The organism is Polynucleobacter sp. 35-46-11 (genome assembly GCF_002281105.1).
The window spans coordinates 1-2,801 of the sequence record NZ_NCFJ01000339.1 but is presented as its reverse complement, the minus strand read 5'-3'; the positions used below and the strand labels follow the sequence as shown (position 1 = coordinate 2,801).

Below are 2,801 nucleotides of genomic sequence, written 5' to 3'. Positions count from 1 at the left end.
GGTAAAAAAGAAATCATGTCTAAGCTAGCTCCGCTGGGTAACGTATATCAGGCAGGCACCTTGTCAGGTAACCCAGTAGCAGTAGCTGCAGGCTTAAAGACCTTGGAGATTATTTCTAGAGAAGGTTTCTATGAGTGCCTCACGGGTCAAACAGAAAAACTGATGGCGGGATTAAAGCTCGCTGCAGATGAAGAGGGTGTGCCGTTCGCTGTGGATAGCGTTGGTGGCATGTTTGGCTTTTACTTTGCCAATGAAGTCCCAACTTCCTTTGAGGCGGTGACTAAAACTGATATTGAAGCATTTAAGAAATTTTTCCACATGATGCTGGATCAAGGTGTGTACTTAGCGCCCTCAGCGTATGAGGCTGGATTTACTTCTATTACTCATGACAATGCAGTTCTGGAAGAGATTATTACTGCAGCAAAGACCGCATTTAAGAAGCTGTAAGAGAATTTTATTAGGTACTAATGTAGGTAGTCAGAGTTACATTCTGACTGGGTGGTCATAGCCATCCACTTGAATCATTTTTAGGTCCTTGCTAGGCTTGCCTGAGTCTGGAATTTCCATTGCGGTAAGTTTTCCACCCCAAACGCAGCCTGTATCGAGGCCAATTACATTCTCGTGTCGCAGTAGTCCTAGAGTGGACCAGTGTCCAAAGTAAATCAGGGAATCTTGCGTTTTTCGTTTGGGGGTTTTGAACCAGGGGATATAACCTTTGGGGCCATCCTCAAAACCTTCTTTACTCTCGAATTCCATAGTGCCGGTGGGGGTGCAAAAGCGAATGCGGGTTAGTGCATTGGTAATGACGCGTAAACGCTCATAACCCCTAAGGGAATTACTCCACTTATTTGGAGTATTGCCATACATATTCGCTAAAAAATCTTTATAGGATTTTTTGCGGAGCGCTTTTTCTACTTCTTGTGCGCATTCAATGGTTTGCTGTATATCCCACTGAGGCAGAACCCCTGCATGAACTGTTAAAACTTTTCCATTGCTGAGTGCCATCGGTCGATGGCGCAACCAATGAATCAGTTCTGCTCTATCGGGTGCATCTAAGATGGGCTGAACAGTATCAAGCCCCTTCGTTTTTCGGATCCCAGCATCTACCGCGAGTAAATGGAGGTCATGATTTCCGAGGATGCATTCAATGCGCTTCTCTTCTTGCAATTGTTTGAGATAACGCAAAGCACCTAAAGAGTCCGGGCCGCGATTGACGAGATCTCCCAAAAAAATCATCTTTGATTGAGTCGGGAGTTTTTTGACGAGCGCCTTTAAGGATGGTGCGCACCCTTGAATATCACCTACGGCATAAATCTTGCTCATGCCCTATCTTAAATCGGAAAGTGCCAGAGTCTTCAATTAGTTATTCGGATGCAGATTCGGGACTGACTTTTTTAACTACGCTATAGCGCACCAAGGTCTTTTTGCGTGCCTCGTCATGATTAACAACCGGGAGGGGATAGTCGCGTCCTAAAAGAATGCCAGCTGCTTCCAACTCAATATGCCCAGCTTCCCAAGGTGCATGAATAGATTTCTTGGAGAGTTTGTCTAGTTCGGGTAAATAGCGACGAATGAACTTTCCTTCGGGATCAAACTTCTGGGATTGGGTTATCGGATTGAAGATGCGGAAGTAGGGCTGTGCATCGCATCCTGAAGAGGAGGCCCATTGCCATCCACCATTGTTGGAAGATAGCTCAAAGTCATTGAGGTGTTTTGCAAAATACATTTCACCCCAGCGCCAATCAATGCCTAAATCCTTGGTAAGGAAGCTGGCAACCACCATGCGCAGGCGGTTATGCATATAACCACTTTGGTTCAGTTGACACATAGCAGCATCTACTAATGGGTAACCTGTTTTGCCATCACACCACGCCTTGAATAACTTCTTAGCGCTAGTACCGCTTTCCCATTCGATATTGCCATAGTCTGGTTTGAATGCTGCGCCCTCAGCAAGGCGTGGGTGATTAGCCAGAATCATGAAATAAAAATCACGCCAGATCAGTTCGCTTAACCAGATCGTTGCACCCATACTGCCAGCAAGCATACGGCGATGTGCTTCGCGTACCAAACCTCGGATCGAGAGCATGCCAAAGCGCAGATGGGTAGATAGATAGCTCACCCCTTTAATGGCTGGGAAGTCACGACCGATTTGGTATTGATCGATGCGATGCAGGAAGTCTTCCAAGAAACTCTGGCCACCCTCTGATCCTGGTGGCAGATAGGTCTCAATACCTGTGGGGCTAAAGCCCATAGACTCTAGTGAGGGGAAAGAGGTCTCCAGAGTCTTTGGGATGGCTGCGAACTGTCCCTTTTTAGGTGTGCAGTCATAGGCCGCAATATCTTTTTCTTGCAAAGTCTTGAGCCAATTATTTTTATATGGCGTGAAGATCGAGAACACGGTGTTGGAGTTAGTGAGAATTTCTTTCTTCTCAAAGATGACTTGATCCTTGAAGGTCTCCAATTCAATACCGAGCTTCTCTAATGATCTGGCAACAGAGGCATCACGCGCAATTGCTGATGGCTCGTAGTCATGATTGGTGTAAACGGTATTAACACCCAAAGTCTCCGCAATCTTCGGAATGCAGGTAGTGGGCTTGCCAAACTGAACAATCAGTCCGCCACCTTGTTGACGTAATTGCTCGTCGATTTGCTTCAGACCTTGCCAAATAAAGTCTACGCGGCGATCAGGTTTTAGACCGCTAGCATCTAGATCTTCAGACTTCAGTGGATCCAGAATATCGGTATCGAAGATAAACGCTAGCCAAACTTGGGCATTATTTTTCAGGGCGTGATGAAGCGCT

General features: G+C 46.2%; 3 protein-coding genes. 1 reads left to right on the top strand and 2 read right to left on the bottom strand.

All coding sequences use genetic code 11. The annotated features are described in order from the left end of the window. On the top strand, nt 1-447 hold a 447-nt coding region (locus B7Y67_RS14535; protein ID WP_293599252.1), incomplete at its 5' end, for an aminotransferase class III-fold pyridoxal phosphate-dependent enzyme. A gap of 36 nt (nt 448-483) precedes the next feature. On the opposite strand, the gene B7Y67_RS14530 is transcribed toward B7Y67_RS14535, so the two are convergent. Together B7Y67_RS14530 and B7Y67_RS14525 are read right to left on the bottom strand one after the other, a co-directional pair. Continuing rightward, nucleotides 484-1,323: a symmetrical bis(5'-nucleosyl)-tetraphosphatase gene (locus B7Y67_RS14530; RefSeq protein ID WP_293599251.1), complete on the bottom strand. Its 840-nt coding sequence runs from the start codon at nt 1,321-1,323 to the stop codon at nt 484-486. 40 nt (nt 1,324-1,363) lie between these two features. Continuing rightward, the coding region (locus B7Y67_RS14525; protein WP_293599250.1) for a deoxyribodipyrimidine photo-lyase at nt 1,364-2,801 on the bottom strand (1,438 nt) is incomplete at its 5' end.